The following is a 24,979-nucleotide window of genomic DNA, read 5'->3' on the forward strand; positions in this document are numbered from 1 at the left end:
CCTTAGACATAAGGGCAAAGGGCAGAATGCAACCGGGACGCTTTCTTTGCGCCATCGCAGTGATGTGCAGCCTGTCGGCATGCGCACAGTCACCGCTGTCCGGCGGCCCGGAAGCCGCGGCCGGCGATGCGCCGCGAAGCAACTTCGCGCAATCCGGCGAAGCGTCCTCGGAGGTAATCCGGCAGCTGATGGACCGGCGGTCGCTGCTGGCCGAGGACAGCGCCTACGGCCAGGTTGCCGCCGCTGCCATCGCCGCTTCCTCCCGCGCCGCCGAGGCTGAGCTGATCAGCGCCAAGCTGCGGGCCGAAGCGGCGTCCAAGAACTGGCTGCCGACGCTTGGGCCCTCGGTCAGCCTGACTGAGCTGGGCGATCTGGTGGCGGGGCTGCTGATCGAACAAGTGCTGTTCGACAACGGCCGACGCAAGGCCGAACGGGCGTTTGCCGCCGCTGATGTCGAGGTTGCCGCGGTCAACCTGTCTGAAGACATGAACAGCCGGGTTGAGACCGCCGTTGGACTGTATGCCGCCGCCCTGCGCGGTGACGAGAAAGCCGCCTATGGAAACCGGGCGCTGCGCCGGATGCAGGACTTCCGCCGGATCGTGCAGGGCCGTGTGGACGGCGGCGTGTCGGACCGTGCCGACATTAATGTGGTGGACAGCAAGATCAGCGGCATCCGCACCGCTACGGCCACCGCCCGGGATGCCGCCGCCACTGCGCGCGCGGAGCTGCACGCGATGACCGGCCAGAGCTTCCCGCAAACGCCGGCGCATCTGGACATCCGGACACCGCCGGAGCAGGTGCAGTTCCTCTCGGTGCTCAAGGCTGGCGCCGAAGCGGACCGCGCCATTGCGCAGGCCAAATCCGGCCGCGCCGGCCTGCTGCCGCAGATCTCCGCTGCGGGCAACGTGACCACCGACGGCTCCGGCGCCGGGCTGACCCTGGGCGTCGGCCAGCCCCTGGGACTGGGCACCCCTGCCGCCATTCAGGCATTGGAAGCCTCCAAGGAAGCCGCTACCCGCCAGGTGGGCGAAGCGGAGGAGGCCGCCCGCCGCACCTACAGCCGCCAGATTCAGCAGATCGCCTCCTACCGCCGCCAGGAGGCTGAGACCGCGGCCCTGGTGCGCCGCAGCCGCGAGACTTATGAGCTGTTCCAAAAGCAGTTCGAAGCGGGGCAGCGCCCGGTGATGGAAGTGATCCAGGTCTATGAGGAGCTGGTGCGCCGCGAGCAGGCATTCATCGACGCGAAATACGAGGTGGTGCTGATCCAGCTGCAACTGGCGCGCGACCTGGGCCTTTTGGCCGATGGGGACAAGATTTGACCGACACGACACAAAAGCCCCCGCGTCCCCTGCCCGCCTCCGGCAAAAAGCCGGTGCTGCGGGCGGTGCCCGTGTCCAGCCCGCAGGCCGCGCCGCACGGCGGGATGCAGCCTGCCAACACCCCTGCCCCGGCGCCCGGCCCCAAGGCGCAGCTTAAGCCGCGCACGGACAACCGGCCCAAGCCTCAGCCGCAGGACGCTCCGCCTGAAGTGGGCTCGCTGCTGGAGGGCGCCGCCGCCCGCATCCAGCACCGCGCCAGCCTGATCGCCACCCTTGCTGCACTGAAGGGCAGCGAAGTGCCGGTCAGCGACGTCGCCGCCTTCCTGTGGAAGGAAACGCCGGGCGATCTGTCGCTGCACACGCTGGCCAAGGCGCTGCAATCCGCCGGGCTGCAGCCCAAGGTGCTGGAAGAACAAAGCCTTGCACCTGCTCTATGGCCTGCGCTGGCGATCATGTCCGGCGGCCAATGCGTGCTGGTGCTGGACCAGGCAGACGATGTGCTGACGATCTATGACACCTCCTGCCCGGACAACCGCACCGAAGTGCCGCTGGCGGAGTTCAGCCCCTTTTTCACCGGCACCGTGCTGTCGGCCCGCCCCTCGATCAGCCAGATGGCGGCCAAGCACACGCCGCAGATCGACCCGGGCCATTGGTTCTGGAGCGAGTTCCCCAAATACCGCCGCCAGGTGGGCGAGATCATGCTGGGGTCGCTGGTCGCCAATATCCTGGCGGTCTCGGTCGCGCTGTTCTCTTTGCAGGTCTATGACCGGGTGGTGCCGCATCAGTCGCACGCCACGCTGTGGGTGCTGGCTGTCGGCGCCTTCCTCGCGATTGCGCTGGAGGCGATGCTGAAGCTGGCCCGCGCCCGGCTGACCGACGCGGCCGGCCGCCAGATCGAGCTGTCGGTGCAGCACAACCTGATGCGCCGCCTGATCGGCATGCGCTCCGACAAGAAGCCGCTGCCGCCCTCCGGCCTGTTTGCCGCGATGCGGGACTTCGGCTCGGTGCGGGAGTTCTTCACCTCCTCCACCATCTCGACGCTTGCGGACATTCCCTTTATCGCGGTGTTCCTGCTGCTGGTCGCCTCAATCGCCGGGCCTGTGGTCTGGGTGATCATTGCCGGCGGCATTCTGATGCTGCTGCCTGCCTACTTCATGCAGAAAAAGATGATCGCCTATACCCGTCAGACCCAAGGCGCGAACGCCAAGGCGGGGCGGTTGCTGCATGAGGTTGTGACCGAGCTGGACACCGTGAAGACCCAGCGCGGCGAGGACCGGGTGCTTCGGCTGTGGGATGAACTGAACACGCTGTCCTCCCATTCCGCAACGGAGCAGCGCAAGCTGTCCAGTGCCCTCACCTACTGGTCGCAAGGGGTGCAGCAGGCGACCTATATCACCGCCGTGGTGCTGGGCACACTGCTGGTCTTTGCCGGTGAATTCACCGTCGGCACCATCATCGCCACCGGCATCCTGACCAGCCGGACGCTGGCGCCGCTGACGCAGTTCGCGGCCACCCTGGCGCGCTGGAGCAACGTCAAGGCCGCGCTGGAAGGTCTGGATGCCATCGCCCAGGCCCCGCAGGAGAAGGAAAAGGAACGCACCTACCTGCGCCGCCAGACGATTGAAGGCCGGTTCGAGCTGCGCGAGATTATGTTCCGTTACGAGGACGATGCAGCGCCGACGCTGGATGTGCAGGCCGTGGCCGTCACGCCGGGCCAGCGGGTTGCGGTGCTGGGCGTCAATGGTTCCGGCAAGTCGACCCTGCTCAAACTGCTGTCGGGCCTTTACGCCCCTGACCGGGGCCGCATCCTGCTTGACGGCACCGACATGGCCCAGATCGACCCGCGCGACCTGCGCGCAAACATCGGCTATCTCAGCCAGGACGTGCGGCTGTTTGCCGGCTCCCTGCGCGACAACCTGAACCTCAACCAGCTGGAGCGCGACGACGACCGGTTGATGGAGGCGCTGGAGTTTGCAGGCCTCGGCGCCCATGTGCGCAACCACCATAAGGGCCTGGATCTGGAGATCAGCGACGGCGGTCACGGCCTGTCCATAGGACAGCGCCAGTCGATCGGCTGGGCGCGGCTGTGGTTGCAAAACCCTTCAGTTGTCCTGCTGGATGAACCGACCGCAGCGCTGGACCAGACGCTGGAGCGCACATTGGTGAGCCGCCTGGAGAACTGGCTGGAAGGCCGCACCGCAGTGATCGCCACCCACCGGATGCCGATCCTGTCGCTGACCAACCGCACCCTGATCCTGCAATCCGGCCGGATGGTTGTGGACGGCCCGCGCGATCAGGTCCTGGCCCATCTGGCCGCTGGCGAAGGCAAGTGACCATGGCCCTGCACGATCCCTACGGCACTGCAGAGACGCCGCGCAGCGCCAGCCGCATCATCTATCTGGCGCTTGCCGCCGTGCTTACTTTCCTGATCTGGGCGGCATTCGCCTCCATCGACGAGATCGTGCGCGGCGAGGGCCAGGTGGTTTCCTCCTCCCGCGCGCAGATCGTGCAGAACCTGGAGGGCGGCATTCTGGCAGAGCTGCATGTGCGCCAAGGCGATATCGTCAGCGCCGGCCAGGTGCTGGCCAAGCTGCAGGACACCAAGTTCCGCGCCGCCGCTGATGAGCTGCAAAACCAGATCGACGCCCTGGAGATCAAGCGCCACCGGCTCGAAGCGCAGATGAAAGGCGCCTTTGAATTCACGGTGCCGGAGATGCTGGCGCAGCGCTCGCCCGGCATTCTTGCCTCGGAACGCGGCCTGCTGACCGCCCGGCAGACCGACTTCACCAGCCGCCGCGACAGTGCCCGGCAGATCATGGATCAGCTGAACGCCGAGCTTGCCAATATGGAGCAGCTCTACAAGCAGAAGATCGTCGCGCTGATCGAGGTGAACAAGGCCCGCAAGGCCGCCACCGATGCCCGCGCCAAATACAACGAGATCGGCACTCAGGCAGAACTGGAGCAGGCTGAGGAATACTCGCAGACGCTGCGCGACCTCACCACCCTGCGCCAGGAGCAGCGGCTGGCGGTGGACCAGCTGAACCGCACCATTATCACCTCCCCCATGGCCGGGATCGTCAACAGCCTGGCAGTGACCACCATCGGCGGCGTGATCCGTCCCGGCGAGGAGATCCTGGAAATTATCCCGCTAGGCGAGGAGCTGTTTGTCGAGGCGCGGGTAAGGCCCGAAGACATCGCCAGCGTACAGCCGGGCCAGGACGCCACGATCAAGCTGTCGGCCTATGACTACACCATCTACGGCTCGCTGCGCGGCAAGGTGGATTTCGTGTCCGCCGATACATTCGAAGATGAGCGCAACCCGCGCGCCGAGCCCTATTACCGGGTGACGGTGCGGGTCGACAAATCCGGCTTCACCGAACGCCAGCAGTCCATCGAGATCCGGCCGGGCATGCGGGCCGCCGCAGAGCTGCAGACCGGCGCCAAAACCGTGCTGCAGTACCTGCTGAAGCCGCTCTACAAATCCCGCGAAGCCCTGCGCGAACCCTGATACCGCATGCGGCTGCCTTAAAGGCAGCAGGCGTCGCGGTATACGGCGGCTGCTCCTACCCCGCGCGCCGCATCAGCTCACGCAGCGATGCATCCAGCGCCGTGCCGATTGAAACCCGGCGCTTGCCCATCGCCGCCTTGGCTGAGATCACCGAAACCAGCCGCGGCGGCAGGCCCGGGCGCATCTCCAGCACCGGAGCCCCCGAAGCGCCGAAATCCACCAGGCAGGACAACACCAGGGTCCGGCTTTGCCGCGCCAGCACGCTGCAGGACGGTTCCAGCCCCGGCCGGGTTGCATGCCTGCGAGTATAGGACAGAACCCGCAGAATATCGCCCCGCTCCGCATCCTGCGACATTGCCAGCGGCTGGATCTGGCTGCGGCTGATCGGCCGGTCCAGCTTGAGCACCGCCAGATCGCTGCCGATTTGATGCGCGCCCGCAGGCCGGTAGCGGTACTGCGGATGCACCACCGCCTTAGCCACCTGCCGCAGGGCCACAGCCTGCCGCCCCGACAACCCGGCTTCGAACCAGATCGACGCCGGGGCAACCTGCGCCCCGGTGCGCGGATCGAACAGGCAATGCGCGGCCGTCAGCACCAGATCCGGTGCCACCAGCGCACCGGTGCAGATGTTTCCGTTGGCAATGTTCAGCCGTCCGACGGCCTCCCACCCTTCAATGGATGTGGCGCTTGGCTGCGCGTCACTCGCAGCCGCACCGGCGGGCATGCCCAAGGCCAGGCATGCCGCTATTGCAGCAATTAACAGTCTCATAACCCACTCCAGCTTCCCATAAACGCATCGTCATTCAGGCGTGCGGCTGGAATGAGGCCCAAAAAAGCCATGAAGAGACGAATTCATGGACAGATTGCGGCAGCGTTAACAATTCCCTAACCCCCCGGTTATTGATGCTTAACCATGGCAAAAAACGCCTTCGCATTGCCAGAAAAACCCGGTCATCACCGGCGGAAATCAAAGAACTCCCCGCAAACGCAGGGAAATCTTCTGCCGCCAAGCCGGGTTTCGGACACCGCGCTGCCCCTGCGGAAACGATTCGCGCCGCCGGAATCGTTAACCATTTGCAGCTTCGCGGCGCGGCGGAAGCGGGCAAGAAGGCTCTGCGATGCTGTGACCGGCGCCGCCGCAATCGTTAAAGCCCCGGCCGTCCAGACCATCCTTTGTCAGGCGCTGTAAGGCACCAGACTGCAGTGTACTGGCCGGATTCAATCGAAAGGCGAAGAGAAAATATCAAAACCCTATCGTAAAACAGCAGGCGCATTAACCGATAAAAAATCTATCTGGCGTTGAAACTGAGACAAATTGCATCACTGGCATCTGACGGCGGCGGCGCCCGCGGGATGCCTCTCCGCTGGAGGTCAAATTGAAAATTCTGAGATCCATGAAGCTCGCCCACAAGCTGCCGCTGCTGATCGTCAGCACTGCGCTGGTCCTGACCGCCGTCCTGATTGCCGTCAGCACCAGCAACTTCCGGCGCGGGGTGCTCCACAACAGCGAAGTTTTCATGCAGTCGCTGGTGCAGGACCGGGAGCTGGCGCTGCAATCCTACTTCGAAGGGATTGAAGCGGCCATCCTGACGATTGCCTCGGTCCCCTCAACCGCCGACGCGATGAAGGATCTGACCGCAACCTGGTCCACCAGGGACGGTGCAGGCCAGGCCGAGGTTCAAAACCTGTCGATGTTTGCGTCCGCCGCATCGCCTTATGATCTTCACTTCGAACGCAACCATCCCGCCTTCCAGAAGGTGATGGAGCGGATGGGCTTTTATGACATCTTCCTGATCAACCCGGCAGGGGATGTGGTCTTTTCGGTCACCAAGGAAAGCGACTATGCCACTAACATGGTCTCTGGCCCGTATCGCGAAACAGGCTTGGCCAAGGCGTTCCGGATGGCCGAAGCAGGCGAAGCCGGACGGGTCTATTTCTCTGATATCGAAGACTATGAACCCAGTGCAGGCGCCCCGGCAGGTTTTGCGGCGACCCGGATCGTGGATAACGCAGGCCGGTTTGCAGGGGTGTTTGCCCTGCAGGTGGCCATCGACGAGATCGCCCTGATCACCACCAATTTCGGCGGCGAGCTGAAGACTCTGGATGTTTACCTGATCGGCGGCGACTTCAGGGCCCGCACCCAGTCGCGCCTCGAAGGCCGGCACAGCGTGCTGGAAGAGCTGCCGGGCCTGCCTTACATCGAGGCTGCCTTTTCCAGCAGCGCCACTACGGGCAGCGCACCGGCTGCCGGGGACGCACAGGATGTCTCGTTCCACCCGGCCGTCCAGAAGCCGGATGGCAGCACGGTTGCCGCCGTCACCGCGCCCTTTACCTTCCGCGACCTGAACTGGGCGATCGTTGCGGAGCTGGACCGGGAGGAAATTCTGGCGCCCGCGGTCCGCCAGCGCCAGATCATGCTGCTGATCTCGCTGTCCTGTGCTGCGGCTGTCTCCTTCCTTGGCTGGCTGTTCGCGCGGTCGATCACCCGCCCGGTCGACAAAATCTGCAGGCACATGGAGGCGGTCGCCGCGGGCGATCTTGACACCAGCATCGACGCCGCTGCACGCAACGACGAAATCGGCAAGATCGGCAAGACACTGGTGTCGATGCAGGCCGACCTGAAACAGGCACGCCTTGCCGAAGAACGCCGCAACGAGCTGCAGCAGCAGCAGCAGTTCGTGGTCGAAAGCCTGAGCGCCGGCCTGGTGCGGCTGTCCGCCGGGGATTTCTCACAGCCGATCACCCAGGCCTTCCCGAAGGATCATGAGCAGTTGCGCCATGACTACAATCTGACACTGGAAACCCTGAAGGAGACAGTGCAGCAAGTGATCGTGGCGGCCGGCAGTATCCGCAACGGGGCCGAGGAGATCAGCCAGGCCTCCGATGACCTCTCCCACCGCACCGAGAGCCAGGCCGCCACGCTGGAGGAGACCGCGGCGGCACTGGATGAGCTGACCGCGTCGGTGAAATCCGCCGCCGAAGGCGCCCGCAGCGTTGAGGCGACGATGGAGGAAGCGCGCGCCGAAGCCGAATCCAGCGGCTCCGTGGTCGGGAATGCCGTCGCTGCCATGACCGAGATCGAGCAGAGCTCGAACCACATCAGCCAGATCATCTCGGTGATCGACGACATTGCCTTCCAGACCAACCTGCTGGCGCTGAACGCAGGCGTCGAGGCGGCGCGGGCAGGCGAGGCCGGCAAGGGCTTTGCCGTGGTTGCCAGCGAGGTGCGGGCCCTGGCGCAGCGCTCCTCGGACGCGGCGATGGAGATCAAGACCCTGATCAGCGACAGCTCCAAACAGGTGGAGCGCGGCGTGGATCTGGTCGGCAAGGCCGGTGAGGCGCTGCAAAGCATCGTCGAACGGGTCACCCATATCTCGCAGCTGGTGTCCGGCATTGCCGAGGGCGCAGCCGAGCAGTCGACCGGGCTGGCGGAGATCAACACCGGCGTCACCCAGCTTGACCAGGTGACCCAGCAGAACGCGGCCATGGTCGAAGAGGCCACCGCGGCCGGCCACATGCTGCACACCGATTCCAGCAAACTGGCTGAACTCGTGTCCCATTTCACGATTGACGCGCAGCAAGCACCCCGCCCGGACCACCAGGTGATACCGAAGCCCAGTGCGCACGGCACTGAGGCGCCGGATGATTTCTGGAAGGATGAGCCTGGCTTGCCTGCGGATGGGGCCGCAGCAAGGCCCGCGGCAACAGGCACCGGCGGGGCAAGCAAATGGGAGGACTTCTGATCTAAGCGGGCGCACAGCCCGCCTTTCACTGGCAAGTCTGGAGCGGTGGCGCTTAAACCTGCGGCCGAGACGCCGTTCCGGCAGCGGATATCAACAGGACTCTCTGCAGCAAGGGATGGCAGGGCTGGCGCGGCGGACCTTATACTGCAGCCTTTCTGCTGTCCCTATGAGACTTGCAAACCGTTCAGCCATACCGCGCCGCTACGCCTCCGGCGGGGCGCGGACCGTAGACCACCGCAAGGGATCGCTTAGCCTCCGCAGCGGGAGTTCCGGCCGCTGCCGCTGTGCGATGCGGCAACAGCTTTAGGCCAAAGAAACTCCAGCGTGGCGCGGCGCCCTTTCCGCGTATGTCCATAAGTGATTGGCATCCGGCCCCGTCAGAGCGGGCCGGACGGGTCTTACTGCCAAGAATTTTCAATAAATTTTCTGCTCCAAGCGTCCTTGGCTGACTGTCCTGCACCCTGAAACGCAAGGGTGCCGCAAATAGAAGTTGCCCAACGTATCCTTAACGTAAAATCCCAGCAACGCTGGCCGGAGCTCAGATTTCCTTAATCAAATGCCTCAAGATAATAAACCCATACGTGAAATTGAGCGGCTACAATGCCGCTTAGAGTGAACGCCCAGGCAACCGATCCGGGTGCAGCGCAGTTTTAAAAGGTATCAGGATGAGAAATAATCAGTTCCCCAACAAGGGCGCCCCGCCGGTTCTGCAGGCTGTCAATCTGAACATCCTCTCCGTTGATGATGATGAGGTTGACAGGCTGCGCCTGAACAAGCTGTGCCGCAAAGCCGGGATGACGGCTGAATTCCACGAAGCAGCAAACCTGGATGAAATGCGCCAGCAGCTGGACACGGAGCAGTTCGATCTGGTGTTCCTCGATCACAACCTGGGCATGGACACTGGGCTGGATGCGTTGAAGCAGCTGGTGACTCATGAAGATCAAGTTCAGGCGGTTCCTATAATGCTGACCAGCGCGACAAATTATCATATCGCCGTCGAGGCCATGCGCCGGGGCTGCGCGGATTACATCGTCAAGGATGAGCTGACGACGGATTCCCTGATGAAATCCATCGCCTCAGCGCTGGAGCGGCGGGCGCTTTATGGCCAATTGTCCAGCGCTCGGGCCTCAGAAAAGGAGCTGAAACGGTTCTTCCAGCGGTTCATCGTCGGCTGCGGGCCCGATCTTCGGCTGCTTCTGAGGAGGACGCTCGCGGGGGTGCGGGTGATCAAGTCGCAGGCGCGTCAGGATGGCGGCGTGCCCCCCGCCGTTCTGTCGGATGTCTCGATGCTGGAACGCAGCTGCAAGGATCTTGTTGTGTTCATGGACGACTTGGACAGCGTGATCGAAGACACCCGGGAGTTTACCGCCAAAGCTTCACCCAATTTGCTGCAATAACGGCCTGCCACTGCGGGCAGCAGTTCTTCCTGCCGCCCTGGGCAGATGCCTGCCCATCCAGGGGCAGAGAACCTCAAACCGCTTGCGGAGCGCAAATGAATGAAGACCAAAGCTGCCTTAACTGTCGTCTGCGTCATAGGGGTTTCTCTGCCGCTGATCTTCACTGCCGGCTGCTTGAACGCAAAACAGCGTATTGGGAAACAGGTAACTCAGCAACTCGCCACGAATAACCAAATCCGCGCCTGCTATGTTGGCGGGGATTTTGCTGATCTGGAAACGGACCTGAACGCCTTTGGCTCCCGCCCTGCAATCGCCGGCGTCAAGCGCTGCTGCATCAGCGGCAATCAGCTGGATCCGGTCGGCCTGGCCGTGGAACAATCGCAAACGAAACAGGACCAGATGTCTGCCAGCCCCATCACCAAAGGGGCCTCCGGTACCCGGCTGCGCTTTCTGATGAGTGGCGGCAGCTTGCAGGACGCCTGGCGGGTGAATACCCGGGGCCTGCCACCAGACCCGGCCGGAAGCGTTAGGGCGGCCACGCACTTGTGTCATAGCGATCCGGAACTGCTGCCTTTGAACGCGCCGGAGAATATTCTGCATCGCCTCAGAGACGCGGGCGATGCCTGTCTCGGCGGCACGAAGCAGCGGTCAAAGATGCCGCCCGAAATTGCCGCCAGCCAGGCCCGCCCTTGGCGTGATGATTTTTTTCCATGCGCTATCAAGGTTATAACCGAGTGCAATTTGGCTGAAGACCGGATGCCGCCCTTGGCCATACCGCTCCGGAGGTCCAAGGAAAATCTGGAGCAGCCTGCCTGTTTCGCCTGTCACAGTGCGAAAGCCGCCTTGCGGAGCATTCAAAACGCTTCGAACTGGCTGCTGGAAGAATTGTTGCCTCATTTGCGCACCCGCCGGACGCGCGCGCCTGAGGTCACCGCGGACAGGGCGGAAGGGCAGGCAGGAAGCCCGGTGCTGCAGCATGGCCGGATTGGAAGGATAGTGCAGTCTTCCCGCCGCAACAGAGGGCTGCCTTTGCCCAGGCTTCCGCTAAAGGCGGGTCTGCTGAACCAGATGACAACCGGCATCCGGCACCGGGACCAAGCAAAAGGCACTGTCTGGATCGGTGTCAACGCGGGAGAGTCCATCGGCCAATTTTCAGTGTGCGGCGATCCCCCCGCACTTGCAAAGCAGCACCGCACCAAAAGCTCAAAAATCCTCCAAGAACTTAAACCGGAGGAACACGTTGAAGGCCGCGGCAGAGGGCGGGCCTTGAGAAAGAAACGCGTGATGGCGGCCGTCGGCCGAACCGCAGCCCAGCGGTCCGCTGCCAGCGGGAGCTGTTTTCGCTGCACCTGGCCGCAGGAGGCCCTGAGCAAGGAGACCCCAGCATGACACTCAACAGTCCCCCCGCAGGCCGCCCTGCCCTTAATATCGTTCTTGTCGAGGATGATGACGGCGATGCCAAGGCCCTGCGCCGCGCTTTCAGCCGGGCCAAGATCGCCAATCCGATTCAGCGGTTCACCGACGGTGTCGAGGCTTTGGCCTTCCTGCGCGGCGAAATGAGCCAGGTGCCGCCGCCCAGCTTCGTGGTGCTGAGCGATATCAACATGCCCCGGAAAAACGGCATTGAACTGCTGGAGGAGATCCGCGCCGATCCTGTGCTGCGCAAGATCCTGTTTATCGTGCTGACAACATCTGAGGACGAAAGGGACATCTCTGCGGCCTATGCCAACAATGTGGCCGGCTACATTCTCAAGTCCAATGCCGGAGACATGTTTGTCGACCTGATGGCGACGCTCGACCATTACTGGCGCATCGTTGAACTGCCCGAAGTTCACATCAGAAAGGTGTCCGATGACGGTTCTCAACATCCTGATCATTGACGACGACGCTGGTGACCGGAAGCTCGTGCGCAGGCTGCTGCTGCAATCGCACCCGGATGCCAAGGTCTTCGAGGCGGACAGCGGCAAAGGCGCCTTGTCTCAAGCCGGTCTGCCGGTTGACGTGATCATTCTGGACTACCTTCTGCCGGACGGCACCGGGCTGGACCTTATCGCGCAGCTGACGGCAACCTGGCCGCGGGCAGTTCTGTTTATGACCACCGGCCAAGGCGACGAGGAAATCGCCAAGAGTGTCATTCTGGCAGGCGCCAGCGATTACATTCCCAAATCCGCCATTACTGCCGAGGCTCTCCAGCGGATGGTTGCCAACGGGTTGAAGGTCGCGGAAATGCGCTGGAGAATCCAGGAGCAGCAGAATGAGCTGCGGCTGTTTTCCGATGTGCTGGTGCATGACATGCGGGCGCCGCTCAGGGCCATCAAGTTTCTCAGCGACCAGATTCAGGAGGATTACCAAGACGGGGAATTTGACGAGGTGGCACGGCAGCTGGAGCTGATGAAAAAGTCGGTCCGCAAGACCTCCGAGCTGATTGAACGGCTGGCAAGCCATATCAACCCGCACAGCAATGGCACCGCGGAATATGTCACTGTCGAGAGCCTGTTCGACAGCCTGCGCGCTGTTATGGCGCAGGATCTTGCGGCATCCGGCGCCCGGATCGAATGGCAGCCCGGCGGGTTGAGCGTCTCGTGTTTCCCGCCGGACATCGTGCAGTTGCTGCAAAACCTGATCGGCAACGCCATCAAGTACAGCGGCGGCATAACACCCGAAATCTCCGTGACCGCCGAACCCGCGGGCGCCGGCGTGATGATCTCTGTGGCGGATAACGGGATTGGCGTTCCGCCGGAGTACCGGGAGAAGATATTTGAGCCCTTCAAGCGGCTGCAGCGCGGCAGCGACCAGCCTGGCACCGGTCTTGGACTGGCAACCTGCGCCAAAATCGCCAAGCGTCATAACGGGACAATCTGGTGCGATCCGCACGCGGAGACCGGCACGACGATCCGGTTTCTGGTCTGCCTTGAAAAAAACCAGATGCAGAAGCCGGCCTGACAGCGCCCTTGTTGTGCCGCTGCCGGTCTGCCGGAGGGACCAAGCCCGGCGCGCCCTGCCCCCGTCAAGGCGGTCAAACCCGCCACCGCTGCGTTATTTAAAACGGTTTGCAGCCAGCAGCCGCCCTGTTCCGGAATGAAGTAACGGCAAGAAACCCCGGTTGCTGCAGCTTCGGCGGCCCCGCGCCTTTCCCGGCATTTGGCCGGGCCTCGCGGGAACTGCGGCGGGCGCCGCGGATATCACGGTTTTTGGCTGCATTGTCCGGGGCAATACCGGCGGCCAGGCCCGGCAGCAGGCCTTCACGCGGCGGGTGCCCCGCGCCGGCCGGGCGGGCGCATGCTGCTTATCGCGCAGCCCTGGCCGCCCCCCCATCCGCCAGGAGGCCAGAGCTGCTGATCATCACGCTCGCCAGCCGGCGCTTGGGAGCATGGACAGTATGGCCGGAAGCTTGGGACTTATGCCGGCATAGCGGTCTCCTGCGGCTGTCAGGCCCCCGAAAGCACCGGGAAATGCGCCAGCAAGGATGCTTTGGCTTCCAGAATATGCGCTCTGGTCAGGTCCGAGGCCCGCCGGGCATCGCCCGCTTCGCAGGCCTCCAGGATGGCAAGATGCTCCCGGCCAGCGCGTTCCATGCCGTTGCTCATCACCAGCTGCGCCCGGATATAGCGGTCGATCCGGTCCATTGCGCCGCTGGCCGCCTCGCGGAAAAAGGTCAGCTTGCTGGCACTGTACAGCCCGTCATGGAAGGCGCGGTTCAGCACCCCCCATTCCATCGGATTTTTCGAGGCGTCAAAAGCCGCAAAGTCAGCACGGGCCTGTGCCAGCAGCTCTGGCGGCATCCGCGGCACTGCATCGCGGATGATCTCCGGCTCAAGCAGCGCGCGGAAATCAAAGATCTCGGCGGCTTCATCCGCCGACAGTCCGGCCACCACGGCACCCTTAAAGCGCTGGGTCCGGACCAGCCCGTGCTCCTCCAGCCGGTTGATTGCTTCGCGCACGGGCAGCCTGCTGGTCTTGAAGTGGCGGGCTATCTCATCCTGGCGGAGCGGCTCCCCCTCCGCCAGCCGCCCCTCGATGATGGCCTGGCGCAGGGCCTCGAACACCGCTGCCGAAGCCGAGGCCGTTTTCGAGATATCAACAGGGTCCAGTTTCATGGCAGCGCGCCTCCTTTCCAGCAGGTGTATGCCAAGCTGACGGCCCGTAAAAGCGGCTTAGCCGGCAGTCCGGGTCTGCGGCCCGCCGGGCAGCATCCCCGTCACACTTCCAGCGAAACCCAAAGCACCTTGGCGTCATCCTCGCTGACCGACACGCAGCCATGGCCCATGCCGCTGTCGTAATAGACCGAGTCTCCCGGCCCCATGCGCAGCGGCCGGTAATGCTCAGTATAGAGGATCACCTCGCCGCTCAGCACAAACATGAACTCTTCGCCCTGGTGGCGCACCCAATTGTCGAATTCGGTGACATCGCGGGCCTTGATGGTGCTGATATAGGGCACCATGCGCTTGCTGGTCAGCTCGCTGCACAGCAGCTCGTGGTCGTAGGTCGTGGTTTCCTTGTGCTCGCCCTCGCCGGTGCGGGTGAAGTCCCGCCGCCCGGTAACGCCACTTTGACCGGACTGCACGAACAGCTGCGGTGTCTCCAGCTCCAGCGTCTGCATCAGGCGGCGGATGATCTCGAAACTGGGCCGGGTCTGGTTGTTCTCGATCTTCGACAAAGTCGAGCGCCCGATGGCCGCTGCCTTGGCCGCTTCCTCCAGCGTCAGCCCCTTCTCCTTGCGGGCGTCGCGAATCATTTTCCCCAAGACTTCCCCGTCCGGAGCCTCCATGGCCTCGGGGCCCAGCCCTGTTTCTTCTGAGGGAATTGGTTCCATTTCTGCGAATTCTCCTGTTCCGGAAGCAGCTTAGCTTTGATGTATTCGCGGGTCAAAATTTCCCTATCAGCACTTTTAGTTTGCAAAAGGGAAAAAGTTTCCTATAGGAGACGCGACGTCGTATACGGCAGCATACGTGCCGGTCCTGAACCGTTATTCGGAGGAGAAACCAAATGAGCGCATATGATCTGATCGTGATCGGGGCTGGGCCGGGCGGTTATGTCGCAGCAATCCGCGCGGCGCAGCTGGGCATGAAGGTGGCCTGCGTCGAAGGCCGCGGCGCGCTGGGCGGCACCTGCCTCAACGTCGGCTGCATCCCTTCCAAGGCGCTGCTGACCTCCTCCGCCAAATATGCCGAGCTGTCCCATCTGTCCGCACATGGCATCGCCGTCGAGGGCGCCAGCCTGGACCTGGGTGCGCTGATGGCGCGCAAGGACAAGATCGTCGGCGACCTGACCAAGGGCATCGCGTTTCTGTTCAAGAAGAACAGTGTCGACCACATCGAAGGCTGGGCCAGCATTCCGGCGCCCGGCCAGGTCAAGGTGGGAGACGACCGCTACACTGCAAAAAACATCCTCATCGCCACCGGATCGGAACCCGCCGCCCTCCCCGGCGTGGAAATCGACGAGGTGGACGTGCTGAGCAGCACCGGGGCGCTGGCGCTGGACGCCGCGCCGGAGCATCTGGTGGTGATCGGCGCCGGCGTGATTGGGCTTGAACTCGGTCAGGTCTGGTCACGCCTTGGTTCCAAGGTCACGGTTGTGGAATACCTCGACCGTATCCTGCCGGGCATCGACGGCGAGATCGCCAAGCTGTCCCAGCGGGCGCTGAGCAAGCGCGGGCTGAAGTTTCAGCTGGGCCGCGCGCTGAAGACCGTCGAAAAGGGCGAAAACGGCCTGACTCTGACGCTGGACCGCGTCGGCAAGGACAAGGAAGAGCAGCTTGCGGCAGACAAGGTGCTGGTCGCCATCGGCCGCCGCCCGGTAACCCGTGGGCTGGGCCTGGAAGACTTGGGCGTTTCCATCAACCCAAGGGGCTTCATTGAGGTGGACGAGCGCTTCTCTACCTCCGTTCCGGGCATCTTTGCCATCGGCGATTGCGTGCCTGGGCCGATGCTGGCGCACAAAGCAGAGGAAGACGGCGTCGCCTGTGTCGAGATGCTGGCAGGCCGGCACGGCCATGTGGATTACAACACCGTGCCGGGCGTGGTTTACACCGACCCCGAGGTTGCCTCCGTCGGCCAGACCGAGGAAGCGCTGAAAGAGGCAGGCACCGACTACATCACGGGAAAATTCGCCTTCATGGCCAACTCCCGCGCCCGCTCCACCGGTGAAACCGACGGCGCGGTGAAGGTGCTGGCAACACCCGGCGGCAAGATCCTCGGTGCCCATATTTGCGGCGCGCATGGCGGCGACCTGATTGCCGAGCTGGTGCTGGCGATGACCAAGGGCGCCACGGTCGAGGATGTCGCCCGCACCTGCCACGCGCACCCGGCGATGGGCGAAGCGGTGAAAGAAGCCTGCCTCGACGCGCTTGGCCGCGCCATTCACGCCTGAACGGGAGAAAATTGTCAGATGACAATCCAGCTGCGCCCCCGCCATCCGGAAAAGGCCCACAAGGCCGACAGCGCCATCCCGCGCAAACCGAAATGGATCCGCAAAAAGAAGATCGAAAGCGCGGAGTATTACGAGACCCGCAAGCTGATGCGGGAGCATGATCTGGCGACCGTGTGCGAGGAGGCCGCCTGTCCCAACATCGGCGAGTGCTGGTCCAAACGCCACGCCACCATGATGATCATGGGCGAGGTCTGCACCCGCGGCTGTTCCTTCTGCAACGTGACCACGGGCAAGCCGGACACGCTGGACGCATTTGAGCCGGGCCGGGTTGCGGCGGCGGTCAAGAAGCTGGGCCTGCGCCATGTGGTGATCACCTCCGTTGATCGGGATGATCTGGAGGACGGCGGCGCTGAACACATCGCCCAGACCATCCGCGCCACCCGCCACCAGAATCCCGGCACCACCATCGAGGTGCTGACCCCGGACTTCCTGGGCAAGGGCGAAGCCGCGCAGGCGGTGTTCGAGGCCGCACCGGATGTGTTCAACCACAACCTGGAAACCGTGCCGCGCCTCTATCCGCGTGTGCGTCCCGGCGCGCGCTACTATACCTCGTTGCGGCTGCTGGATGATGCCAAGCGCGCCAACCCCCAGCTGTTCACCAAGTCCGGCATCATGGTCGGCCTGGGCGAAACCTTGGATGATGTGCGCCAGGTGATGGATGACCTGCGCGCCGCTCAGGTCGATTTCCTGACCGTGGGCCAGTACCTGCAGCCCACCCCCAAACATCACCCGATCGACCGCTTCTGGTCGCCGGAAGAATTTGCGCAGCTGGAACAGATCGCCCGCGCCAAGGGCTTCTTGCACGTGTCGGCGACACCGCTGACCCGTTCATCGTTCCACGCGGATGAAGATTTTGCCGCCCTGAAAGAGGCCCGTCAGATGGCTTTGGCAAAGGGCATTTAACCTTAACGCAAGCGGGAGGAGACCCATGGAAGCGTTAAATTCAATCGTAGGAGCCGTAAACGGCGTGGTTTGGGGGCCGATGATGCTGGTCCTCATTCTCGGCGTCGGCTTCTTCCTTCAGGTTGGCCTGAAGTTCATGCCGATCCGGAAACTGGGCATGGGTTTTGGCCTGATGTTCCAGGGCCGTGAAGGCACCGGCGAAGGCCAGATCACCCCGTTCAACGCGCTGATGACCGCCCTGTCGGCCACCATCGGCACCGGCAACATCGCAGGCGTCGCCACCGCCGTGTTCCTCGGCGGCCCGGGCGCGCTGTTCTGGATGTGGATGACTGCGCTGGTCGGCATGGCCACCAAATACTCCGAAGCCGTCTGCGCCGTGAAATTCCGCGAACAGGATGAAGAGGGCAACTATGTCGGCGGCCCGATGTACTACATCAAGAACGGCCTTGGCGCGAAATGGGCCTGGCTGGGCGTCGCCTTTGCCGTGTTCGGCTCCATCGCGGCCTTCGGGATCGGCAACGGCGTGCAGGCCAACGGCGTGGCGCAGGTTCTGGAAGCCAACTTCGGCTTCAGCACCTCCATCACCGGCATCGTGCTGATGGTTCTGACCGGCGCTGTGATCCTGGGCGGCATCACCCGCATCGGCGCTGTGGCCGGCGCGCTGGTTCCGTTCATGGCGGTCAGCTACATCATCGCCGGCCTGATCGTGCTGGTCATCAACGCAGATGCAATCGGCACCGCCTTCGGCATGGTCTTCACTTATGCTTTCACGCCGTCCGCAGCCGAAGGCGGCTTTGCCGGTGCGGCAGTCTGGGCAGCGATCCGCTTTGGCGTGGCCCGCGGCGTGTTCTCCAACGAAGCAGGCCTGGGGTCTGCCCCGATCGCCCACGCAGCGGCTGAGACCAAAGGCCCGGTCAACCAGGGCCTGATCGCCATGCTGGGCACCTTCATCGACACGATCATCGTGTGCTCTATCACCGGACTGGCGATCATCGCGTCCGGCGCCTGGACCTCAGGTGAATCCGGTGCGGCGCTCACCTCGCTGGCGTTCGAAACCTCGCTTCCGGGCATCGGCGGCTACCTGATCGCCATCGCACTGTCGATCTTTGCCTTCACCACCATCCTCGGTTGGTCCTATTATGGCGAGAAGTGCATGGAGTTCCTGTTCGGTGTGAAGGTGATGCTGCCTTACCGCATCCTGTGGATCATCGCGATCTACTTTGGCGCAACTGCCGACCTGGGCTTCATTTGGCTGCTGGCTGACACGCTGAACGCGATGATGGCCATCCCGAACTTGGTTGCCCTGGCGCTGCTGAGCCCGATCGTCTTCAAGGTGACGAAAGAGTTCTTCGCCACCGGCGGCAAATCGGAAGAAGCCGGCCACGCTGCCGAGTAATCCCTCCGGGAGGGCGCGCCCTGCGCCCTCCCCCACCCCGAAACCATAAAAATTCAAAGGCTGCACAGGATGACCGACGCACCCAAACGCACCCCGCTTTATGACCTGCACGTCGAGCTTGGCGGCAAGATGGTCGACTTCGCCGGCTGGGAAATGCCGGTCCAGTACCCCATGGGCATCATGGGCGAGCACAAGCAGTGCCGCGAAAAGGCCGCGCTGTTTGACGTCTCCCACATGGGCCAGGTGATCCTGCGCGGCGACAATGTGGGCGAGAAGCTCGAAACGCTTTGCCCGCAGGCCTATGCCTCCCTGAAAGAGGGCAAGGCCCGCTACGGCTTCTTCACCAACGAAGACGGCGGCATCATGGACGACCTGATCGTCTCCAACGCCGGCGACCACTACTTTGTCGTGGTGAATGCCGCGCTGCGCCACCAGGACATCCCGCACATGCAGGCCAACCTGGACGGCGTCGAAGTGACTGAGATCTTCGACCGCGCGCTGGTTGCCGTGCAGGGCCCCAAGGCCGAGGACGTGGTGGGCGGACTTTGCCCCGCCGCCCGTGACCTGAAGTTCATGGAAACCACCGTGGCAGACATTGACGGCGCCGAGTGCCGCATCTCGCGCCTGGGCTACACCGGCGAGGACGGCTACGAAATCTCGATCCCGGAAGCCGATGCCATCCGCATTTCCAAACTGTTCCTGGCCCATGACGATTGCGAACCGGCAGGCCTCGGCGCCCGCGACAGCCTGCGCCTGGAGGCCGGCCTTTGCCTCTATGGCAACGACATCGACCAGTCGACCTCGCCGATCGAGGCGTCGCTCTCCTGGGCCATCCAGAAGCGCCGCAAGGAAGAAGGCGGCTTCCCCGGTGCCGCCCGCATCCAGAAGGAACTGGCCGAGGGCCCGTCCAAGAAACTGCTCGGCATCAAACCCGAAGGCCGCGCCCCCGCCCGTCAGGGTGTGGAAGTTCAAAGCGAAGGCGGCGATACTCTCGGCACCATCACCTCGGGCAGCTTCGGCCCCACCGTCGGCGGCCCGGTCGCCATGGGCTATGTTGCGGCCGACCATGCCGCGCCGGGAACCAAGGTGAACCTCATCATCCGCGGCAAGGCGCAACCGGCTGAGATCGTCGCCCTGCCTTTCGTCACTCAGAACTACAAACGCTAAGACATCATCAGGAGAGTCAACATGGCCACCTATTATTCCGAAGACCACGAGTGGATCACCGTTGAAGGCGACACTGCAACTCTGGGCATTACCAAGCACGCCGCCGACCAGCTGGGCGAAGTTGTCTTTGTCGAGCAGCGCGAAGCCGGCGACGAGTTCGAAAAAGGCGGCGAGATCGGCGTCATCGAGTCGGTAAAGGCCGCGTCGGAAATCTACGCGCCGCTGGACGGCGAAGTGATCGAGGTGAACGAAACCCTGGCCGACAACCCCGCCGCGCTGAACGAAAGCCCGGAAGGTGATGCCTGGATCTACAAGATCAAGATCTCCGACGCCTCCCAGCTGGACGATCTGATGGATCTGGACGGCTACAAGGCCCTGATCGGCTGAGGCCCCTGGCGGACCCGCCGCAACCCGCCCGGATCCGCTTTTCATCTGGCTAAAAATATCCCCGCCGGAGGCTCCTGCGCTTCCGGCCGGGCGTGACCTTCATACAGGAGCGCTTTAAATGGCCTTCAAACTTACCGATTACGAAGCCTACGACTTCGCCAACCGGCGCCATATCGGCCCGTCTCCGACCGAGATGCGCGATATGCTGCAGGTGATCGGCTTTAAAACCCTGGACGAGCTGATCGACGCCACCGTGCCGCCCGCCATCCGCCAGAAAGAGGCGCTGGATTGGGGCCCGGCGATGACCGAGCGCGATGCCCTCTTCCACATGAAGCAGGTGGCCTCCAAGAACCAGGTTCTGACCTCGCTGATCGGCCAGGGCTACTACGGCACCACCACGCCGGCACCGATCCTGCGCAACATCCTGGAAAACCCGGCCTGGTACACCGCCTATACCCCTTATCAGCCGGAAATCTCCCAGGGCCGTCTTGAAGCGCTCTTGAACTTCCAGACTATGGTCAGCGACCTGACCGGCCTGGACATCGCCAACGCCTCGCTCCTGGATGAAGCCACCGCCGCTGCCGAAGCCATGGCAATGGCGCACCGCGGCTCGCGCTCCAAGGCGAACAACGCGGCCTTCTTTGTCGATAAAAACTGCCACCCGCAGACCGTCGCCGTGATCCAGACCCGCGCCGAGCCCCTGGGCATCGACGTGGTGGTTGCCGATCCGGACGAGCTGGACCCGGGCGCGGTGTTTGGCGCGATCTTCCAGTATCCCGGCACCTACGGCCATGTGCGTGATTTCACCAAGGAAATCGAAGCCATCCATGAGCACAAGGGCATCGCCGTTGTCGCCGCCGACATCCTGGCGCTGGCGCTGCTGAAGTCGCCCGGCGAGATGGGTGCGGATATTGCCATCGGTTCCACCCAGCGCTTTGGCGTTCCGATGGGCTATGGCGGCCCGCACGCGGCCTATATGGCGACCACCGACAAGCTGAAGCGCGCCATGCCCGGCCGCATCATCGGCGTGTCGGTTGACGCCCGCGGCAACAAGGCCTACCGCCTGGCGCTGCAGACCCGCGAACAGCACATCCGCCGCGAAAAAGCCAACTCCAACGTCTGCACCGCGCAGGCGCTGCTGGCCGTCATCGCGTCGATGTATGCGGTTTACCACGGCCCCGACGGTATCAAGGCCATCGCCCAGTCGGTGCACCGCAAAACCTCGCGCCTGGCTGCTGGTCTGGAGGAGCACGGCTTCAAGGTGGAGCCGGAAGTGTTCTTTGACACCATCACCGTCGAAGTCGGCCCGCTGCAGAAAACCGTCATGGAAGCGGCCGTTGCCCGCGGCGTGAACCTGCGCAAGGTGGGTGAAGACCGTATCGGCATCTCGCTGGACGAGCAGACCCGCGCCGAGACCATCGAAGCGGTCTGGGGCGCCTTCGGCATCGGGAAGAAGGACGACAGCGTCAAGAACCGCGCCTACCGCCTGCCCGACTATGCGCTGCGGGAAAGCGAGTATCTGACCCACCCGATCTTCCACAAGAACCGGGCCGAGGCAGAGATCACCCGCTACATGCGCCGTCTGGCCGACCGCGACCTGGCGCTGGACCGTGCAATGATCCCGCTGGGCTCCTGCACCATGAAGCTGAACGCGACCATCGAAATGATCCCGGTCACCTGGCCGGAATTCGGCAACCTGCACCCCTTCTGCCCGGAGGACCAGGCGCAGGGCTACCACCAGATGATCGCCGATCTGAACGACAAGCTCTGCCAGATCACCGGCTATGACGCGATCTCCCAGCAGCCGAACTCCGGCGCGCAGGGCGAATACGCGGGCCTGCTGACCATCCGCAACTACCACACCGCCCGCGGCGAAGGTCACCGCAACGTCTGCCTGATCCCGACCTCCGCACATGGCACCAACCCGGCCTCTGCACAGATGGTTGGCTGGAAAGTGGTTCCGATCAAGGCGGATGACAACGGCAACATCGACCTGGCCGACTTCCGCGAGAAGGCAGAAAAGCACTCTGACCATCTCGCAGGCTGCATGATCACCTACCCGTCCACCCATGGCGTGTTCGAGACCACCGTGCAGGAGGTGTGCGGCATCACCCATGAGCACGGCGGCCAGGTGTACATCGACGGCGCCAACATGAACGCCATGGTCGGCCTGTCGCGTCCGGGTGACATCGGCGGCGACGTCAGCCACCTGAACCTGCACAAGACCTTCTGCATTCCGCATGGCGGCGGCGGCCCCGGCATGGGTCCGATCGGCGTCAAGGCGCATCTGGCAGAGCATCTGCCGGGCCACCCGGAATACGGCACCGCCGTGGGTCCGGTCTCGGCAGCTCCGTTCGGCTCACCCTCGATCCTGCCGGTCAGCTGGGCCTACTGCCTGCTGATGGGCGGCGAAGGCCTGACCCAGGCGACGCGTGTGGCGATCCTGAACGCCAACTACATCGCGGCGCGCCTGAAAGAGGCCTACAAGATCCTCTACACCTCGGAAACGGGCCGCGTTGCGCATGAGTGCATCCTGGACACCCGCCCGCTGGCAGAGGAAGGCGACGTCACCGTGGACGACATCGCCAAGCGCCTGGTCGACTCGGGCTTCCATGCACCGACCATGTCCTGGCCGGTGGCAGGCACGCTGATGGTTGAGCCGACAGAATCCGAACCCAAGGATGAGCTGGACCGCTTTTGCGATGCCATGCTGTCAATCCGTTCGGAGGCGCAGGACATCATCGACGGCAAGATCGACGCGCAGAACAACCCGCTCAAGCACGCACCGCACACGGTGCGCGACCTGGTCGGCGAATGGGACCGTCCCTACAGCCGCGAACAGGCCTGCTTCCCGCCGGGCAACCTGGGTGTCGACAAATACTGGCCGGTGGTGAACCGGGTCGACAACGCCTACGGCGACCGTCACCTGGTCTGCACCTGCCCGCCGATGTCGGAGTACGAAGAAAGCGAGGCCTGATCCGTCAGGCCTCCCGCCCCGCCGGCCTGCCCGGCGGGGCACCCCCGCAGCCCCCCCCAGCGCTGCACCCCCGCATGACCGCTCAGAGGAGAGAATGATGTCCCGTCTCGAACCGCTGACCGTGCCAGCGTCCCGGCGCTCCGCTGACAACGTGGCGCAGGCCCGCCTCCACGACGTCGAAATCATTCTGCCGCAGTCAGAGCCCCCTGCCGCGGCCCAGATGATCTGCGAAGTTTTCCGCGCCGCCAATGATCTGTTCCCCGACAGCGGCTACCGCACCGCCGTGCGCAACCTCAGCTCGCAGATGCGCGCAGTTCCCCCCGGATGGAAGCCGCAAACGGTGATTTTCCTCGGCGGCATTACCAGCCGCTGGCCGCTCAACTCCGGCGAAAAGGCCAGCCTGCAGCGGATCTGCCGCCAGGCACAGCGCAGCCTCTTTGCCGGCAGCGCCATTTTTCTGCTGCCCGAAACCGGGATAAATGCACCGGTTGAAAGCGCCGTGCATTCAAACTTTGCCGCCGCCGCAGAGGAAGAGCAGCTGGCTTGCGCCCCGGCTGGCACTCTGATTACGAATTCAGGCCGCATCAGCACCGCCGTCAGCAGCTTTGCTGCCTTGCGCGTATTGGCAGGCTTCCTGCGCGCCGACCGCGGGCCGTTCATCGCTGATGCGGTCTGCGATTACCTCGGCCTTGCCTTCGGGCCTGTGTCGGAACAGTCCAAGGTCTCGCTGCAGTTGCGCCAGACCGCAGGCGGCGATGCGCTGATCGTCAAGATCCTCGACCTGATGCAGCAGAACCTGGAAGAGCCGCTTTTGATCCGCGACATCGCCCAGCAGGCCGGCGTTTCGCCCCGCAAGCTGGAGCGACGCTTCCAGCAAAAGGCCCGCACCAGCCCGCTTGCCGCCTACCGCAAGCTGCGCATCGAAAAGGCCCGCCAATTGCTGCTGCACACCACCCTGCCGCTGGCCGAAATCGTCGCCGCCACCGGCTTCGGCTCCCGCAGCAGCCTGACGGAATGGTTCAAGCGCGAATACAAGACCAGTCCGCAAGCTTTCCGCAAACAGTATTACGCAGACCGCCATCCGGCAGGGTCTCTGGCCTGAAAGCACCCGGTCCCAGTCATGAAAAAGGCGGCCCTTCGGCCGCCTTTTCTGTTATATTTCCGGTTTCAGTTGCCTGAGCTGCTGTCATCGCTGCCGCCGGACAGGTTGCCGGGATCGAAGGCGCCGCCGAAGCCGGAGCTGCTGCCCGCGCCGCTGTCCTGCGGGTCCTGCTCCGCCTCTGTGCCGGCCTCGCCGCTGCCCGACAGGTTGCCGGGGGCGAAGACGCCGCCGAAGCCGGAGCTGCCGCCGGTTGCGGGTGCGCTTGGGGCCGGGGCGGGGCTGCCGCCCTGCTGCTCCAGCTGCTCCTGGCGGCGCAGCTCGCGCTGGCGGCGCAGCTCCTGGATGCGCTGCTCGGTCTCCAGACGCTTCTGCTCCTGCACATCGGCGATGCATTGCGCCGGGCTGTAGACCGATGCGGTGCCGACCACCGCCACCGTGGCGCAGGCGACAACCACCAGCGCCACCGCCGCGGCGTTGGAGCTGAGGAAGCCGGGCAGCCGCAGCCTGCCGCTTTCCAGCTCCTCAACCGTGGCCTTCTGGCGCGCCGCCGCGACCAGCTCCTTGCGGCGGATCGAGGCCTCATTGGCCAATGCCGCAATCACCGTCAGCACCACGATGATGAAGGCCAGCGCCGAGATCGCGGGGGTGATG

Annotated in this window: 19 protein-coding genes and 1 pseudogene; 16 read left to right on the forward strand and 4 right to left on the reverse strand. The window is 63.8% G+C overall.

Annotation, left to right across the window (positions count from 1 at the left end):
- Positions 1-26: 26 nt before the first annotated feature.
- From ACTRWG_RS16960 to ACTRWG_RS16970, 3 genes are read left to right on the forward strand one after another with little or no spacing between them, the layout of a single operon-like run.
- A complete protein-coding gene (locus tag ACTRWG_RS16960; protein ID WP_027236624.1) occupies positions 27-1,319 on the forward strand; it encodes a TolC family protein in 1,293 nt (430 codons plus the stop codon).
- Positions 1,316-3,652 (forward strand): ATP-binding cassette domain-containing protein, encoded by a 2,337-nt coding sequence (locus ACTRWG_RS16965; protein ID WP_027236623.1) that lies wholly within the window; start codon positions 1,316-1,318, stop codon positions 3,650-3,652. Before ACTRWG_RS16960 ends, ACTRWG_RS16965 begins: the two co-directional genes overlap by 4 nt.
- 2 nt (positions 3,653-3,654) lie before the next feature.
- Positions 3,655-4,827 (forward strand): HlyD family type I secretion periplasmic adaptor subunit, encoded by a 1,173-nt coding sequence (locus tag ACTRWG_RS16970; RefSeq protein WP_209320207.1) that lies wholly within the window; start codon positions 3,655-3,657, stop codon positions 4,825-4,827.
- A 55-nt stretch (positions 4,828-4,882) separates the two neighbouring features.
- On the opposite strand, the gene ACTRWG_RS16975 is transcribed toward ACTRWG_RS16970, so the two are convergent.
- The gene (locus tag ACTRWG_RS16975; RefSeq protein ID WP_027236621.1) at positions 4,883-5,596 is read right to left on the reverse strand and encodes a trypsin-like serine peptidase; all 714 of its coding nucleotides are present in this window, start codon (positions 5,594-5,596) and stop codon (positions 4,883-4,885) included.
- 144 nt (positions 5,597-5,740) lie between these two features.
- On the opposite strand from ACTRWG_RS16975, the gene ACTRWG_RS16980 reads away from it, so the two are divergent.
- The 6 genes from ACTRWG_RS16980 to ACTRWG_RS17005 all read left to right on the forward strand — a co-directional run bounded on the left by ACTRWG_RS16980 (position 5,741) and on the right by ACTRWG_RS17005 (position 12,910).
- A complete protein-coding gene (locus ACTRWG_RS16980; protein ID WP_154667789.1) occupies positions 5,741-6,016 on the forward strand; it encodes a hypothetical protein in 276 nt (91 codons plus the stop codon).
- Positions 6,017-6,221: 205 nt separating this feature from the next.
- Positions 6,222-8,570, forward strand: a complete 2,349-nt coding sequence (locus ACTRWG_RS16985) for a methyl-accepting chemotaxis protein (protein ID WP_245597380.1) — start codon at positions 6,222-6,224, stop codon at positions 8,568-8,570.
- Between the two features lie 665 nt (positions 8,571-9,235).
- Positions 9,236-9,967 carry a response regulator gene (locus ACTRWG_RS16990; protein WP_462829661.1) on the forward strand — a complete coding sequence of 244 codons (732 nt, stop codon included), beginning with the start codon at positions 9,236-9,238 and terminating at the stop codon, positions 9,965-9,967.
- 99 nt (positions 9,968-10,066) lie between these two features.
- On the forward strand, positions 10,067-11,356 hold the full coding sequence (locus tag ACTRWG_RS16995; protein ID WP_036797413.1) for a hypothetical protein: 1,290 nt from the start codon (positions 10,067-10,069) through the stop codon (positions 11,354-11,356).
- Entirely contained in the window at positions 11,353-11,847 is a 495-nt protein-coding gene (locus ACTRWG_RS17000; protein ID WP_027236618.1) for a response regulator, read from the forward strand. The genes ACTRWG_RS16995 and ACTRWG_RS17000 overlap by 4 nt, the downstream gene beginning before the upstream one ends.
- A complete protein-coding gene (locus tag ACTRWG_RS17005; protein WP_027236617.1) occupies positions 11,819-12,910 on the forward strand; it encodes a sensor histidine kinase in 1,092 nt (363 codons plus the stop codon). The genes ACTRWG_RS17000 and ACTRWG_RS17005 overlap by 29 nt, the downstream gene beginning before the upstream one ends.
- Positions 12,911-13,395: 485 nt before the next feature.
- Here ACTRWG_RS17005 and ACTRWG_RS17010 read toward each other — a convergent pair whose 3' ends face one another.
- On the reverse strand, positions 13,396-14,064 hold the full coding sequence (locus ACTRWG_RS17010; protein WP_462829663.1) for a GntR family transcriptional regulator: 669 nt from the start codon (positions 14,062-14,064) through the stop codon (positions 13,396-13,398).
- A 101-nt stretch (positions 14,065-14,165) separates the two neighbouring features.
- Positions 14,166-14,780, reverse strand: a complete 615-nt coding sequence (locus tag ACTRWG_RS17015) for a helix-turn-helix domain-containing protein (protein WP_259957220.1) — start codon at positions 14,778-14,780, stop codon at positions 14,166-14,168.
- A gap of 173 nt (positions 14,781-14,953) precedes the next feature.
- Here ACTRWG_RS17015 and lpdA point away from each other — a divergent pair, with 173 nt between their 5' ends.
- The 7 genes from lpdA (at position 14,954) to ACTRWG_RS17050 (ending at position 24,328) form a co-directional block, all read left to right on the forward strand.
- Positions 14,954-16,336 carry a dihydrolipoyl dehydrogenase gene (gene lpdA / locus ACTRWG_RS17020; RefSeq protein WP_462829664.1) on the forward strand — a complete coding sequence of 461 codons (1,383 nt, stop codon included), beginning with the start codon at positions 14,954-14,956 and terminating at the stop codon, positions 16,334-16,336.
- Positions 16,337-16,354: 18 nt separating this feature from the next.
- Positions 16,355-17,299, forward strand: coding sequence for a lipoyl synthase (gene lipA / locus ACTRWG_RS17025; RefSeq protein ID WP_027236613.1), 945 nt, complete (start codon positions 16,355-16,357; stop codon positions 17,297-17,299).
- Positions 17,300-17,324: 25 nt separating this feature from the next.
- Positions 17,325-18,695 carry an alanine/glycine:cation symporter family protein gene (locus ACTRWG_RS17030; protein ID WP_027236612.1) on the forward strand — a complete coding sequence of 457 codons (1,371 nt, stop codon included), beginning with the start codon at positions 17,325-17,327 and terminating at the stop codon, positions 18,693-18,695.
- Between the two features lie 69 nt (positions 18,696-18,764).
- Positions 18,765-19,862, forward strand: a complete 1,098-nt coding sequence (gene gcvT / locus ACTRWG_RS17035; protein ID WP_027236611.1) for a glycine cleavage system aminomethyltransferase GcvT — start codon at positions 18,765-18,767, stop codon at positions 19,860-19,862.
- 21 nt (positions 19,863-19,883) lie between these two features.
- Positions 19,884-20,249 carry a glycine cleavage system protein GcvH gene (gcvH, locus tag ACTRWG_RS17040; protein ID WP_027236610.1) on the forward strand — a complete coding sequence of 122 codons (366 nt, stop codon included), beginning with the start codon at positions 19,884-19,886 and terminating at the stop codon, positions 20,247-20,249.
- A gap of 118 nt (positions 20,250-20,367) precedes the next feature.
- Entirely contained in the window at positions 20,368-23,226 is a 2,859-nt protein-coding gene (gcvP, locus tag ACTRWG_RS17045) for an aminomethyl-transferring glycine dehydrogenase (protein WP_027236609.1), read from the forward strand.
- Between the two features lie 97 nt (positions 23,227-23,323).
- Positions 23,324-24,328, forward strand: a complete 1,005-nt coding sequence (locus ACTRWG_RS17050; protein WP_245597379.1) for a helix-turn-helix domain-containing protein — start codon at positions 23,324-23,326, stop codon at positions 24,326-24,328.
- Between the two features lie 65 nt (positions 24,329-24,393).
- On the opposite strand, the pseudogene ACTRWG_RS17055 reads toward ACTRWG_RS17050, so the two are convergent.
- Positions 24,394-24,979, reverse strand: a pseudogene (locus ACTRWG_RS17055) (ABC transporter permease); the annotation flags it as partial.

The organism is Leisingera sp. G5_S3_59_S7, from assembly GCF_054968485.1.